The following is a 14,761-nucleotide window of genomic DNA, read 5'->3' on the forward strand; positions in this document are numbered from 1 at the left end:
ATGGAAACAAAATTATTATGAGAACAAATAGTTAACAAACTAAGTAAAGAAAAATTAATAGATCAAGACATTCTTGAAGAATATATTATAACTTCGGAATTAATTAAACTTTCTGATAAGGAATTTGTGGTTCTTGTAAGATCAAATCTTGGTGTCACAATTTTAAATGAATTTAAAGAAGTATTTATATATGAATTTAAAACACTATTAAATGATTATGTTTCTATTGAGTTTTCAACAAGAAAAGTATTTGACAAAAATAATAAAAAAGAAAGCAAAAGAGAAAAATTAAATGTTTCTCTACCAGAGAACTCTTTAACATTCGATAATTTTATTGTTGGTTCAAGCAATAAACAAGCTAATTTAGCTGCAAAAAGTGTTGTTACAAATCCTGGTTCTTCATTTAACCCTTTATTTATTTATGGAGACTCTGGATTAGGTAAAACTCACCTTTTACAAGCTATTAAAAATCAGGCAATTTTAACTAATAAAAAAGTTTTATATTTTACTTCAGAAGAATTCACAAAAAAAGTTGTTAATGCTTTAAATAAAGGTGATTTAACTGAAATAGAAGAGTTGAAAAGTGAAATAAATTCGAATGATTTTTTCATTTTAGATGATGTTCAATTTCTTAGTAAAAAAGATAAAACTAATGAGTTTTTCTTTAATATAATCAATAATTTTACTGAAAATGGAAAACAATTAGTATTTTCTAGTGATAAAACACCAGAATTGCTTAATGGTTTTGATAAGAGAATGATTACAAGATTTAATTCAGGTCTTTCAACACCTATTAATTCACTTGATATTCCTACCGCTAAATTAATAATTGAATGAGAAATAAAAAAACAAGGACTAAAACAAAAAGTTAATGAAGATGCAGTTGTTTATTTAGCTCAAAATTTTAGTGATGATGTTAGAAAAATTAAGGGTTTAGTTAATAGATTGCTGTTTTTTGGTATTCAAAATGATTTAGGTCACGTCATTGATTTAGATGATGTTGTTGATTTATTCAAAGATACTCCTTCTGCTAATTTAGGTTTACTTAATGTCAAAAAAATTAAAGAAGTTGTTGGGAAAAAATATGATGTAACATTAAAAGCTATTGATGGTAAAGCTAGAACCACAGCAATTAAAAATGCTAGACATCTTTCAATGTATTTTGCAAAAATAATTTTAAATCATACTTCTACTCAAATTGGTGCTGAGTTTGGGGGAAGAGATCACAGCACTGTTTTAAGTGCTATTTCGCGTATTGAGAAACTAATTTATAAGGAAAAAGAGTTTAAAAAAATAGTAGAATCTTTAAAAAATGAAATAATAGGAAAATAGATTAACAAAGCAGTCTATTTTTTTTGTGTGTAAAAAGTTTTAAAGTTGTTGATTACAAATTTTGTTTAACCCTTATTGTATGAGTTATTACATACTTTTCCACATATCAACTCTATTATTAATATTACTTATATAAAGAATAATATAATATAAAAATGCTCAACTATTATTTTGTTTTTAAAGTTAAAATATGAGATAATATATATTGAAATAAGAGGTGTTATATGAGATTAAGTATAAATAAATCAGTTCTTTTAAATGAACTAACAAAGGCTAGTAAATTAATAGAAGTTAAAAATGTAAACCCCGCTTTACAAGGTGTCTACATTGAAGCTAGTTTTGATAAACTTGTAATTATTTCATCAAATACATCAACTTCTTTTAAAGCTGAACTTAATAATGAAAATTCAGATCTAATAATAGAACAACCAGGTCGCATATTAGTTAAACCAAAGTTTATATTAGAATTATTAAGAAAATTAGATAGTGAATTTGTAACTCTTTCTACATTTGCTGAAAATGAATTAGAAATCATAACTGAAAAATCAAGTCTTAAAGTTTCCATATTAAATGTTGACGAATTCCCTTTAATTGGTTTTGTTGAAAATGGATTAGAGCTATCTATTGATGCTCAAGAATTTAAAACAACATTATCACAGACAATAAGTTCAATTAATGAATGAAATCAAAAAGTTGTATTAACAGGTATGAATCTAAAAATAAAAGATAATAAGTTATCATTTGTTACAACAGATTTATTTAGAGTTAGTTTAAAAGAAATTAGTCTTCCTGAAAATACAAACGAAGAAGTTGATATTATTATTCCTTATAAAACATTGATTGAATTAAGAAATTTAATAGATAGTGTTAAAGTATTTAAAATTATAATACATGACACTAATGCAACATTTAAATTAGATAATGATTTATTACAATCTACTTTAATTGATGGAAGATATCCAAATGTTCATTCAGCATTCCCTACAACACATGAAATTAAATTAGAATTAAAAGCTAAAACGCTATTAAAAGTATTGAGTAGATTTGAACTAACAAATGATCAAAATATAACATCTGTTGTAAATTTGGAAATTAACCAAAATGAAATTATATTAAAAACAACAATTATTGAAACAGCTAAATATGAAGAAAAATTTACTGAATATAAATATGAAGGAACAACTAATTTAAATATTAACTTTAATACAAAATATTTAATTGAAGCAATTAGAACATTTGATGATCAATTAATTCATTTAACATTTAATTCACAAAACAAACCTGTGTTAATAACAGGAGCACAAAAACGTGATTTAAAACAAGTTGTATTACCAACTTATGCATAATAAAAAAATCAGGATTTCCTGATTTTATTTTTTTAAACTTAATAGTTTCAATGTACCTTCAATATCTGAATAACCACGTTTTTTAGAAATGGTTACTGGGAAATTAAAGAAATCTTCAAAGAAATCTTTAACACCGCTTATTCCGGCTAATTCACCAGTTACATATAAACCATTTTTAACAACACCACTTCTAACTAATGCTGAAGAATTTTCTAAAACTGAAGTTACTAATGATTTATAGTTTGTAAATGATTTAATAAATATTTTTTTAAATTCTTCACTAACGCAAACAACACTTTTTCTTTCGTTAGTAATAATATCTTTACCGACTATACTTAATTCTAGTTCATCTCTTAATTTTATAATTGTTCCTAATGATCATTTTATTTTTTCAATCATATCGCTATCAACAGAAATAGAATATTCTTCTTTAATGAATTGATTTAAAGATTCATCCAAAAACTTTTCTGCATAAATTGTTTCTTTTTCACTGATTATTTTTCCTTCAACAATTAAGGCAACTTTAGCGTAAGCTTGATTAATGTCTAAAATTAATACTCCATACTCATCTCTAATATCAGCATTAGCTCCTAAAGCAGAAAGTATTATTCTTGGAGCAAAAGTTATCGAAGTGAAGTTTGTATTTTCACTGAATAAATTCTTGAAGAATTCTTGAATGAAGTCATTATCAGAGTTTGGGCAAGAAATAACAATTTTAGCTCCGTCAAACTCTTCTTTAAATCTTTCAACAAGGGTAGTAGCATAATGTTTAAAAATTTCTAAATTTTGAATTACATATTTATCAAGAATATTAACAACTTTTAAAGGATCGTCTAGTCTACCAATGGTATTTTTAACATCACGCCCATATAAAACAATTTCAGTTGTTAAAACATTTCAACAAACTAAACTGAAATCATCATATATTTTACCTTTATCAGATGAAATTATTCTTGTAAATTCTTCACCAAAAACTATTCCAATTTTTTTATTACTCATAATATTCCTCACTTTTCTCACATTAATTATAGTATATAATAAACTTAATGTTAGATATAGGTGAATTAATGGTAAATGAGATAATTATTGTTGAAGGTAAATCAGATTCACAAAAATTAAAGAAAATATATGGTGAAAATCTAATAACAATTGAAACAAATGGCCTTGGTTTTAATAATAAAAAATTAAATTTAATTAAAGAGCTAAGCAAAAATAACAAGATTATTATTTTTACAGACCCTGATGGTCCAGGTAAAAAAATAAGAGAAACTTTAATTGAATTTTTAGATACAGATGTTTTTAATGCATTCATTTTAAAACAAGATATAGATAAAAAATCTAAGAAAATTGGAATTGCTGAAGCTAATGAAGAAGCTATTAAAAATGCATTAAATAATTTAATAACATATAATAAAAACAATAGTTCAATTTCTTGAGATGAATATGTCAACAATGACTTTTATTTAAAAGATAATCGAATAAAAATAACAACTCATTTTAATCTAAACAATGATATGAGTTCAAAAAGTTTATTTAAATGACTAAATTGAATGAATTTAAATGTAGAGGATATAGAAAAAATAATTGGAGAATAATATGAAAGTCGAAGCGAAGAAAAAGTTCGGTCAAAACTTTATAAGTGATCAAAACTTAATTAACAAAATAGTTTCAATATTGGGTGATGATCAAGATCAATTAATTATTGAAATTGGACCAGGTACAGGTGCATTAACTAAATTACTTGCACGAAAGTATAACAAAGTTGTGGCTATTGAAATTGATACTGATATGGAAACAATTTTAAAAAAAGAGGTTCAAAGTGATAATTTTGAATTATTTCTTTCTGATGTACTTCTAGTTGATTTTGAAAAATTAATAAGTGAAAAAAGACAACATGAAAATCAAAAAGTTTCAATAATTTCTAACATGCCTTATTATATAACAAGCGAAATTCTTTTTAGAACATTGAATGTAAGTGATAAATTGACAAAAGCAGTATTTATGATGCAAAAAGAAGTTGCTGTAAGAGTATGTTCAAATAAAGGTGAAAATAATTATAATAACCTGTCAGTTGCTTGTGAATTTTTTGCTGATAAAAAATATGAATTTACTGTACCAAAGCATATGTTTTATCCAGTGCCTAAAGTGGATTCTGCAATAATATCATTAACATTCAACAATAAATACACTGAACAAATTAAAGACAAAGATAAATTTTTAGTATTTTTAAGAAAAATATTTAATAACAGAAGAAAAACAATATTGAATAATTTGTCAAATGTAACTAATGACAAACCTAAAGCTAATGAAATTCTTGATAGTGCAGGAATTGATAAATCTTTAAGACCCGAAGTTATAGGGTTAGAAGACTTTATAAAAATATTTCTTGAAACGTTTCAAAAAGATGTATAATAAAAATCAAAAGGCTAGGTTAGGAAAATTTATGAAAAAATTACTAAGCTTGATGCTTACAATTGGTTTAACTTCTGCATCATCTTTAACTTTAATATCATGTAGTCAAAAAGTATATGGTAGAGACATTTCAAAAATAGGTGATTATTCTTGATCCAAGGAAGAACCTTATTTTGAGTCTTATGATAATGTTTCAAAATTAGATATAAATAATTTAAATGCAGAGCAAATTAAAATTCAAAATAATCCTGTTTTGCCACAGAACTTTTTTGATTTAAATAAATATAATACATCTTTTAAAATTGAAAGTGAAATAAAAAAAACAAGTAGCAACAGCAGTCCCACTTAATACAAAGTTTTTGCCAAATGGTAATCTTGTCTCAGATTTTAGACTAATTGATAGAACTGAATATTATGATCAAATAAATAAATTGAATGATTGGAATTTTGAATCAGATCTAGATGCAAAATATAACAAATCTAAAATTAAATTACAAGAATCTGAAAAAACTATGGAAAAATGAGTTCAGAGCCAAGATCCTAAAACAAAAGAAATGAATATGTCTACAGTTATAGAGAGCACTTCAAATTCAAATACTATAGTAGGTAATAAAAGAGTATATGAAAGATCATTTAACAATTATCAATATAATGATATTCTTGTTTCTTGAGCAGGTTCAATTGATGAAGGTATAATAGTTCCACCAGCAAAAAATCAAGTTGAAAAGGCGCATTTAAACGGTACTAAAATTTTAGGTACAATTTTTCTTGATGGATATCATGGATTAAATAAACAAGCTCTAAAAGGTTTTTTAGAAAAAGATAATAATGGCAAATATTTAGTCGTTGATAAATTAATTGATTTAGCTGTTCAATTAAATTTTGATGGATGATTTTGAAATAACGAACCAAATGGTTCTAATCCAAATGGTTTTATTGTTGATAATGAAATAATGTTTGAAATAATGAATCAAATGCAAGAAGCTATAAATAAATCAAATAACCCAAAAGTCAAAGAATTAATAGTGTTTGGTTATAAAAACCAAGGGCAGCTTTCTACTGATCCAAATGGTAATTTATCAGATTATGAGTCTGAAAAAATATATCAAAATACCAATCTTTTCTTAAACGATTTTTATGTATTTGCTAATGAAGTAAATAGATATGTTGAAAAAAATAAATTATCAGAGCAAGAGCGCTTTGAAATTTATAATATGTTTAACACAGGTGCATGAGTTGGTGGAAGTATATGATTTGATAAGAATAAAATAGGAACAAGAGATTTCAGAGAATTAAATTATATACCTTTTGATAAAAACGGAAATCCTTATGACTTAAATAAACAATCAGAATATAATAGAATGATACAGGATTACAAAGAAGGCACATGAACATTTAAAACTGAACAACAAGACGAAAAAAATGGTGGTTCTAAGAACTCTATAGCCTTGTTTGCATCACACGTACCTTACGACTTAGCATCTCAAGATATGGATAAAATAGGTGAAGGAAAAAATAAAAGTGCTGAGCTTGATACATATGGATTAGTTTCAGCTAATAACTATGATGATCAAATGTATACAGGAAAAAACAAAGCATTAAGTGAAGATGACAAGGGTGTTGTCATTTACCCAGGTGGTGAAAAAGACAATTCAATCTTCAAGGATAAAAGTTATGGTATAGGTAATTTAGTACAGGAAAAAACAATATTAATAGACTCAAATAATTATTTCAAAACCAATTTTTCTACAGGTCAAGGAAGTAAGATGGCAACATTAATAAATGGAGAAAGAAAAATTATTGAAAACTATCCGTGAAGTAATACAAATATAGCAGATATTCAGCCAACTTATAAATGAGATGTAAGAGAAGTGGAAAATAATTCAAAAAAACAAATTAAAAATAATCAAGACAAAAAGATATCAGGTTATTATGATTTTTATGATCCTTATCTAAAAGGTAACTCAATATCATTAGGTTCAGGATTTGATGAAGATGGTAAAATTTTACCTGCAAAATGAGAAGCAAATAAAAAGTATGAATGAAATATAATGGGTGCAAATTATACAAAAGAGGGCGAACCCAAAAAAGTTTCTATGGTAGTAAAGGTGCCAAAATACTTAGAAAATAAGATTGATATAAGTGTTTCAGGCAAAGGTGATAAAACAATAGTTCCAAAAAACCCAACAACAAAAACATATATAAATGATTCAGATTCAACTGATTATACATGAATAAAACTAGAAAACACCTACACTGAACCAATTGGAAAAATAGGTTTAAGTTTTTCAACTGAAGGTCTTGATTCATTAGATTTTAAAATAACATGTGGGGAAATTGTTGTAGACAAAGAGAATAATCAAGTTAAGCAAAATGATAAATCTGATGTAGGTGTTAATATAGAATCTGTGGTACAAAGAAACGGGAAAAACAATATTCGTTTTAGTTTAACAGAAGATACATTGAGTGATGACATTTATTCTTACTATGAAATATATTTAAAAGATGAGAATAACAAATTAATTAGATTAACTGAAAATAATAGTCCAGAATTTTATATAAAACAGATAGATAATAAATATAAAAATTTTTATATAAAACAAGTTGATTATAAGAATCAAGAAAAATGATTCAATTTTAGTTTATAGAAAGGTATATATGATAGAAATAAAAAACATATCGAAAAAGTTTGGAAAAAACTTAGTTCTTTCAGATATAAATCTAACAATTAAAAATGGTGAATCATTAGCCCTACTTGGTTCTAATGGTAGTGGTAAAACAACATTACTTGAAATTTTAATAGGTCAAATTAAACCAACAACAGGATCTGTTTTAATAGATGGCAAAAAAGAAACATTTAAAGAAATAGGTATACAATTTCAAGAAGGTGCATGACCAAAAGGAGTAACTCCAAGATTAATTATTAGTTATTTTTTAAAGAAAAATAAAATTTTAAAAGATCCTGAGGTTAATAAACTTATAGACATATTTGAAATAAGAGAATTTTTAAAAAAAGATTTAAATAATTTGTCTGGAGGACAAAAGCAAAGACTAAATACTTTATTGTCAGTGGTTAATAATCCTAATTACATATGTCTTGATGAAATGATTACAGGACTAGATTTAAAAATGCAATTAAAATTAATTGATTTTTTTAAATCGCTAAAAAAACAAAATAAAACAATTATTGTCATTTCACATAACCCTGAAGAAGTGGAAAAACTTTGTGACAAAATAGTTATTTTAAAAGAAGGTAATATTTTTTACAAGTCAACAACTAAAACAGTGATTAAAAATTTTGGCTCAGTGAGAAATTTAATGATTAATTATTACGATGGGAGATTAGAATCAAATGTTAAATAATTTTAAATTAAAAAATTCTCAGATGGGGATTGTTAATATAATCTATAACCTTAAAATTTTAAGTATGTCTGTACTTAAAAATTTAAGAACTTATTTGTACATTATTATTTTTCCAATAGTTGTTACAACTTTTATAATTTTTTATAGAGTTAGTGCAACATCTACAACAATTAATCCAACGACCGTTACAGCAATATTACTAATTCAACCGTTTACTGTTATATTTTTAGTTAATATAACAATTTCAGAATGAAAAAATTCAGTTTTTTTAAAAAGAATACATTCAGCAGGAATTTCAAAAATTAATTTTCTATCTTCAATATTTATATTTAACTTTATTTTGGGATATATATCATTTATGTTATGTTCACTATATATTTTCTTAATAACAGGATCTTTTTTCACAACAAGTAATGGTGGATTTTGAAAAATACTTTTAGACACCATGACAACAAAAGAAGTTTTTGGGATTTTATTAAGCGCAGCTTTTCTAATTATGACTTCGATACTATTAGGAACAATAATTTCTGGGGTTATAAAAAGTGTCGCTCTTTCTCAAACTATAACAGCTATTTATGTTATTGTAGCTATTGCTTTTTCAGATATAATAATGCCTCCTGAAATTTTTGCTATACAGCCTATATTAATAAAAATAAGTTATTTATTTCCATATAAACATAATGTTTGAGCAGGTCTACTATTAGTAGCTGATAATAGCGGAAAATGAATTTACAACGGAGCTTCAATGGGAAGATTAACAACATCTTTTGCATTGAAGGAGTGAATACCGATACTGACATCAATAATTTGATTAATTTTATTATCGGTATCTTCTATTTTTGTATTTAAGTGAGATGGCAAATAAACGTGTTTTTACACGTTTTTTATTTATTTATTAATATTTTAAAAATAAAAATGTTTAAATTTAGCAATTTTAGCACCTTTTTAGTTAAATTAGCCTTTTTCTCAAGGGAGGTTAAGGGATTAACTTAAATGGCTTAATTTGCGAGTAAATTTAAGCAAATTAATATATAATATATATTAAGGAAACTTAGAAAGAAGCGGGTGAACAAATTATATGGCAGAACAAAATTATGGTGCTGAATCGATTAAAGTTCTTAAAGGTTTAGAAGCTGTTAGAAAACGTCCAGGTATGTACATTGGATCAACATCTAAAGCAGGTCTACACCACTTAGTTTGAGAGATTATGGATAACTCAGTCGATGAAGCAATGGCAGGGTTTGCAAACAAAATTATATTAACTATTACTAAAGAAGGAGAAATCATCGTTCAAGATAATGGACGTGGTATTCCTGTTGGTATTCAAGCTGACTCAGGGAAATCAGCTTTAGAACTAGTTTTTACTCAGTTACATGCTGGGGGAAAATTTGATTCAGATTCATATAAAATTTCAGGAGGACTACACGGGGTTGGTGCTTCAGTAGTTAATGCCTTATCTTTATATGTTGATGTTGAAGTTAAGCGTGAAGGTAAAATTCATCATCAAGTATTTAGTGGTGGGGGAACTCAACAAACTGAAATTGAAATTATTGGTGAAACAAATGAAACTGGAACAACTGTTAGATTTAAACCAGATCCAGAAATCTTTTTAGAAGGAACTGAATTTGATTATGAAACAATTAGAAACAAAGTTAAACAACTTTCATATTTAAATAAAGGTTTAGTAATCGAGCTAAACGATTTAAGAATTGATAAACATGTAGAGTATCATTTCCCAAACGGTATCTTGGATTATGTAAAAGAAAAAAATGAAACAAAAGTTAAGATTAACCCAAGCATTTTCTATGTTGATGATAAACATGATGATATTGAAGTAGAAGTTGCATTACAATACAACGCTGAATATCAAGAAAACTTAATTACATTTGTTAACAATATTAATACTCATGAAGGTGGAACACACGAAGATGGTTTAAGACAATCTTTAGTTAGAGTTATTAACCGTTATGCTGAAAAAGTTGCAACTGGTAACAAACCAGCTGCCAAATACTCATGAGATGATATTAAAGAAGGAATGGTATGTATAGTTTCAATTAGACATACTGATCCACAATATGAAGGGCAAACTAAAACAAAATTAGCTAACCCTGATGCTAAAAAAGCTGTTGATGCGGTTGTTGGTGATGCATTTGAAGAATTCTTATTAAAATCACCTGAAGATGCAAAAGCAATTATTGATAAAAATGCAAATGCTCAAAAAGCTAGAATAGCTGCGCAAAGAGCTAGAGAAGAAACTAGAAGAAAATCAGCTCTTGATACATTCTCACTTCCTGGTAAATTAGCAGACTGTGAAAGTAAAGATCCAGAAATTGCTGAACTTTACTTAGTCGAAGGGGATTCAGCCGGAGGTTCAGCAAAAACTGGACGTAACCGTAGATTCCAAGCTATCTTACCTTTAAGAGGGAAAGTATTAAACGTTGAACGTGTTGCCGAAGTTAGAGCTTTTGCAAATAATGAAATTAAATCAATTGTTACAGCAATTGGTACAGGTATTAAAGAAGATATCGATTTATCAAAATTAAGATACGGAAAAATTGTTATTATGACTGATGCCGATGTCGACGGAGCTCACATCCGTACATTATTATTAACATTCTTTTACAGATACATGAAACAATTGGTTGTTGATGGTCACGTGTATATTGCTCAACCACCACTTTATAAAATTGAAGCAGGTAAAAAAGTTGCTTATGCATATAGTGATGTTGAACTTGAAGAATTAAAAGCTGGTGACTTTAAAGATTCAAGATTTACAATCCAACGTTATAAAGGACTTGGAGAAATGGATCCAATCCAATTATGAGAAACAACAATGGACCCAGAAAAACGTACAATGTTACAAATTAAATTAGAAGATGCTGCAATCGCTAATGAGGTTTTCTCAGATTTAATGGGAGAAGACCCTGAACTAAGAAGAAATTATATTCAAGAAAACGCAGAGTTTGTTGAAAACATTGACTTCTAGACAAAGAATAGAAAAGGTGAATTAAAATGAGTGAAAAAAACTTAGATCATAACCACGGTATTATCAAGGGTATTGATATTGCTGCTGAGGTTAGAAAAGACTTTTTAGAATATTCAATGTCTGTTATTGTTAGTCGTGCGCTTCCAGACTTGAAAGATGGTTTAAAACCTGTTCACCGTCGTATTATTTATGCGATGAATGACTTAGGTATTACTGCAGATAAGCCACACAAAAAATCAGCACGTATTGTTGGGGAAGTTATTGGTAAGTACCACCCCCATGGTGATACAGCTGTTTATGATTCAATGGTAAGAATGGCTCAAGACTTTTCATACCGTTACCCATTAGTTGATGGACATGGTAACTTCGGTTCAATCGATGGTGATGGAGCTGCCGCTATGCGTTATACTGAGGCTAGATTAGCTAAAGTATCAAACTTCATCATTAAAGATATTGATATGAACACCGTTCCTTTTGTTGATAACTATGATGCTAGTGAAAGAGAGCCTGCTTATTTAACAGGATACTTCCCTAACTTATTAGCCAATGGAGCTATGGGTATTGCTGTTGGGATGGCAACAAGTATTCCACCGCATAACTTAAGAGAAGTAATTAGTGCAATTCATGCTTTCATTGATAATAAAGATATTACAATTGATGAAATTTTAGATAACCACATTATGGGACCAGATTTCCCTACAGGTGCGTTAATGACAAATGGAATTAGAATGCGTGAAGGTTATAAAACTGGTAGAGGTGCTGTAACAATTCGTGCTAAAGTAGCTCTTGAAGAAAATGATCGTCATGCAAGATTTATTATTACTGAAATCCCATATCAAACTAATAAGGCTAAATTAATTGAAAGAATTGCTGAATTAGTTAAAACAAAACAATTAGAAGGTATTTCAGATATTCGTGATGAGTCTAACTACGAAGGTATTAGAATTGTTATTGAATTAAGACGTGATTCAAATCCAGATGTTGTTTTATCTAAGTTATATAAATTTACTAACTTACAAACAACATACTCATTAAACTTATTATCATTGCATAATAACATTCCTGTGTTATTAGATTTAAAATCAATCATTAAACATTATGTTGATTTCCAAATCAATGTAATTATTAAACGTTCAATTTTTGAAAAAGATAAAATTGAAAAACGTTTCCACATCTTAGAAGCTTTAGATACAGCATTAGATAACATTGATGCTATTGTTAATATTTTAAGAAACTCACCAGAGTCAAACGAAGCTAAAATGAAATTAACAGAAGCGTTTGGATTTGATGAAGAACAAAACAAAGCTATCTTAGATATGAGATTACAACGTTTAGTTGGATTAGAACGTGGAAAAATTCAACAAGAAATGGCTCAAATCAAAGAAAGAATTGATTATTTAACATTATTAATTTCTGATGAAACAGAACAAAACAATGTTCTTAAAAATCAATTATCTGAAATCGCTGAAAAATTTGGTGATAACAGAAGAACTGAAACTATTGATGAAGGACTAATGGACATCGAAGATGAAGAATTAATTCCTGATGTTAAAACAATGATTCTTTTAAGTGATGAAGGATATATCCGTCGTGTTGACCCAGAAGAATTTAGAGTTCAAAAACGTGGTGGTAGAGGAGTTAGTGTTAACTCATCTAATGAAGACCCAATTGTAATTGCTACAATGGGTAAAATGCGTGATTGAGTATTGTTCTTTACTAATTCAGGTAAAGTATTTAGAACAAAAGCATACAACATTAGACAATACTCACGTACAGCACGTGGATTACCAATCGTTAACTTCTTAAATGGGTTAACAGCAGATGATAAAATTACAGCTATTCTTCCATTAAGAAATGTAAAAGAAAAAATGAATTACTTAACTTTCATTACTGAAAAAGGAATGATTAAAAAAACAGATATTTCATTATTCGACAATATTAACAAGAATGGTAAGATTGCTATTAACTTAAAAGAAGATGATCAATTAGTAACAGTATTTGCTACAACTGGAGAAGATACAATTTTTGTTGCTAATAAATCAGGAAAAGTTATTAGAATCCAAGAAAATATTGTTAGACCACTTTCAAGAACAGCATCAGGAGTTAAAGCTATTAAACTTGATGATAAAGATGTGGTTGTTGGTGCTGTAAGTTCATTTGGAATCGAAAATATTACAACTATTTCATCAAAAGGAAGCTTCAAGAAAACAAATATTGATGAATATAGAATTTCTGGTCGTAATGGAAAAGGAATTAAAGTAATGAACCTAAATGAAAAAACAGGTGACTTTAAATCAATTATTGCAGCTAGAGAAACTGACTTAGTATGTATTATTTCAACTGATGGAAACTTAATTAAAACAAAAGCATCAGATATTCCTGTTTTAGGAAGAGCTGCAGCTGGAGTTAGAGGTATTCGTTTAAGTGAGGGTAATAAAATACAAGCAGTAATGCTTGAGTACCGTAAACACGGAGAAGAAAACCAAGAATTCGAAGAAGATTAAAAATAAAAAGAGGGCAACCTCTTTTTTATTTAAAATTGTTATAGTAACGAAAGAAAAAGTAAACAGATGAATTTAAAATTAAGAAAAATAATATAAAAAACTTATATTTCATTGCTTTAATAGTATTAATTGTTGCATTCATATTAACAACCTTTTTTTCATTAGCAAAATAACTGAATGGTTTGGTAAAGGTATGAGCATTCATATACTAAGGCAGTTTGCAGACTTTGTAAATGTCGTAATTGTTATTCTTTTTTCTGGTTGGAGCAGTTTAGTTTGAAACAATTTATACAAAACATTTAGTTTGAATGAAGTCTCTTTCAACTTGAGACGAGCCAGTGTTAATTGTTTCTGTTTGAATTTTGTTAATTACTATAATTCTTTCAGTGACTACATTTTACTTTAGAAATGATTTTTCAAGAAGAGTAGACATATTAGTTAATAAATATTGAATACGCACAATTCAGATGCTTCCACTTTAATTTTTAACCTATGTTGTTGTTTTTGTTTTCAGAGACCATTTTACTATTCAGTAATCTATAATGATCTTTTTGGTATTACATGCACAAAAAAAGATCATTTGTATTCTGATTAATTTTTAGAAATTATCAAGACCATTTAGTTGCTAAATTACATATTGATGAGTATTTTAAAGTTTGTCCTGAATTAGAAAAAACAAATAATAATTTAAATAATATATTTAAGCCTTAAATGGCGGATGCATTAATCAATCATAGATATGGTGCAGCCCACTCAAGTACGAAGCAGATGAGCATATTGATTTACATCCAATAATTTTCTAACAATTTTATAACTGA

At 27.3% G+C, this 14,761-nt stretch carries 12 protein-coding genes; 11 read left to right on the forward strand and 1 reads right to left on the reverse strand.

The genetic code is table 4. The features are described from left to right. Positions 1-1,332: a chromosomal replication initiator protein DnaA gene (dnaA, locus tag MCOLE_RS00005; RefSeq protein WP_100670353.1), complete on the forward strand. Its 1,332-nt coding sequence runs from the start codon at positions 1-3 to the stop codon at positions 1,330-1,332. A 224-nt stretch (positions 1,333-1,556) separates the two neighbouring features. Then, complete coding sequence (locus tag MCOLE_RS00010; protein ID WP_100670355.1) at positions 1,557-2,678, forward strand: DNA polymerase III subunit beta; 1,122 nt, start codon at positions 1,557-1,559, stop codon at positions 2,676-2,678. 24 nt (positions 2,679-2,702) lie between these two features. Here MCOLE_RS00010 and MCOLE_RS00015 read toward each other — a convergent pair whose 3' ends face one another. Continuing rightward, positions 2,703-3,677: a rod shape-determining protein gene (locus MCOLE_RS00015; RefSeq protein ID WP_100670357.1), complete on the reverse strand. Its 975-nt coding sequence runs from the start codon at positions 3,675-3,677 to the stop codon at positions 2,703-2,705. Positions 3,678-3,745: 68 nt separating this feature from the next. Between MCOLE_RS00015 and rnmV the strand changes: the two genes are divergently transcribed. From rnmV to MCOLE_RS03640, 9 genes are all read left to right on the forward strand, one after another. Continuing rightward, complete coding sequence (rnmV, locus tag MCOLE_RS00020; protein WP_100670359.1) at positions 3,746-4,273, forward strand: ribonuclease M5; 528 nt, start codon at positions 3,746-3,748, stop codon at positions 4,271-4,273. A gap of 1 nt (position 4,274) precedes the next feature. Next, the gene (gene rsmA / locus MCOLE_RS00025; RefSeq protein ID WP_100670361.1) at positions 4,275-5,090 is read left to right on the forward strand and encodes a 16S rRNA (adenine(1518)-N(6)/adenine(1519)-N(6))-dimethyltransferase RsmA; all 816 of its coding nucleotides are present in this window, start codon (positions 4,275-4,277) and stop codon (positions 5,088-5,090) included. 31 nt (positions 5,091-5,121) lie between these two features. Next, entirely contained in the window at positions 5,122-5,439 is a 318-nt protein-coding gene (locus MCOLE_RS00030) for a hypothetical protein (protein WP_100670363.1), read from the forward strand. A gap of 10 nt (positions 5,440-5,449) precedes the next feature. Beyond that, positions 5,450-7,738 carry an endo-beta-N-acetylglucosaminidase gene (locus MCOLE_RS00035; protein WP_100670365.1) on the forward strand — a complete coding sequence of 763 codons (2,289 nt, stop codon included), beginning with the start codon at positions 5,450-5,452 and terminating at the stop codon, positions 7,736-7,738. A gap of 10 nt (positions 7,739-7,748) precedes the next feature. After that, positions 7,749-8,453: an ABC transporter ATP-binding protein gene (locus tag MCOLE_RS00040; RefSeq protein ID WP_100670367.1), complete on the forward strand. Its 705-nt coding sequence runs from the start codon at positions 7,749-7,751 to the stop codon at positions 8,451-8,453. Next, a complete protein-coding gene (locus tag MCOLE_RS00045; RefSeq protein WP_100670369.1) occupies positions 8,443-9,318 on the forward strand; it encodes a hypothetical protein in 876 nt (291 codons plus the stop codon). The genes MCOLE_RS00040 and MCOLE_RS00045 overlap by 11 nt, the downstream gene beginning before the upstream one ends. 213 nt (positions 9,319-9,531) lie before the next feature. Beyond that, positions 9,532-11,439 (forward strand): DNA topoisomerase (ATP-hydrolyzing) subunit B, encoded by a 1,908-nt coding sequence (gene gyrB, locus MCOLE_RS00050; protein WP_100670371.1) that lies wholly within the window; start codon positions 9,532-9,534, stop codon positions 11,437-11,439. Between the two features lie 26 nt (positions 11,440-11,465). After that, the gene (gene gyrA / locus MCOLE_RS00055; RefSeq protein WP_100670373.1) at positions 11,466-13,943 is read left to right on the forward strand and encodes a DNA gyrase subunit A; all 2,478 of its coding nucleotides are present in this window, start codon (positions 11,466-11,468) and stop codon (positions 13,941-13,943) included. A 561-nt stretch (positions 13,944-14,504) separates the two neighbouring features. Beyond that, entirely contained in the window at positions 14,505-14,654 is a 150-nt protein-coding gene (locus tag MCOLE_RS03640) for a hypothetical protein (RefSeq protein WP_157844800.1), read from the forward strand. The last annotated feature ends 107 nt before the right edge of the window (positions 14,655-14,761 follow it).

The sequence above is a fragment of the Mesoplasma coleopterae genome, assembly GCF_002804245.1.
Classification (GTDB): Bacteria; Bacillota_I; Bacilli_A; order Mycoplasmatales; family Mycoplasmataceae; genus Mesoplasma; species Mesoplasma coleopterae.